Raw genomic sequence first — 602 nt, 5'->3', positions numbered from 1 at the left:
GTTATCTGGTTGCAAATTGACAATTATATACCCGTTCATTTGAAAGAGTCATTCATCGCGAGTAGTATTTTCGGTATTCATATTTCAGGAGCTAAGATGCTCAGTATCATGGTCTTTATCAATACCCTGATTATTGTTTGCTTCATAACGACTGCCAATCGTTTGACCAAGGAAATGAAGCTCATACCGCAGTTTTTATTGGGAAGTATTATCTTTGACTTGGGTATGCTTTTCACCATTGTCTTCAGGAGTTTCTGGGCTCTGTTTTTGCTAGCCATTCTCTATACTATGGGGGAACTCATCTGCATGCCGCCAAGCCAAGTTTTGCGGGCGGAAATGATGAATGAGAATAAGCTCGGAACCTACTCAGGTTTCCTTAATATGGCGCAGCCTTTAGCGTCTATTTTAGCGGGGGCGATGATTTCTATCAGCGCTGCAACAGGTGCTGTAGGTGTTTGGCTCGTTTTTATTGTGTGTGCAGTACTTGGGTTGCTTCTTATCATCAGAGCAGCGCATTTACAAGGAATTGCAAATCAATTATAGAAAGTGAAAATTATGTACGAATATCTAAAAGGAATCATTACCAAAATCACTGCTAAATA

1 protein-coding gene is annotated in these 602 nt (G+C 40.2%); it reads left to right on the top strand.

Features of this window, described 5'->3' with window-relative positions; translation table 11 throughout:
- The first annotated feature begins 96 nt into the window (after positions 1-96).
- Positions 97-543, top strand: a complete 447-nt coding sequence (locus GMD6S_RS09985) for a hypothetical protein (RefSeq protein ID WP_237739129.1) — start codon at positions 97-99, stop codon at positions 541-543.
- The last annotated feature ends 59 nt before the right edge of the window (positions 544-602 follow it).

The sequence above is a fragment of the Streptococcus sp. GMD6S genome (assembly GCF_000297015.1).
Note: the sequence above shows the minus strand (reverse complement) of the source record. Positions and strands in the feature narration are given on the sequence as shown.

Bases quoted from the DNA above. Each gene is read 5' to 3' on its own strand.
- GMD6S_RS09985 (WP_237739129.1), top strand. From the start codon at position 97: ATGCTCAGTATCATGGTCTTTATCAATACCCTGATTATTGTTTGCTTC.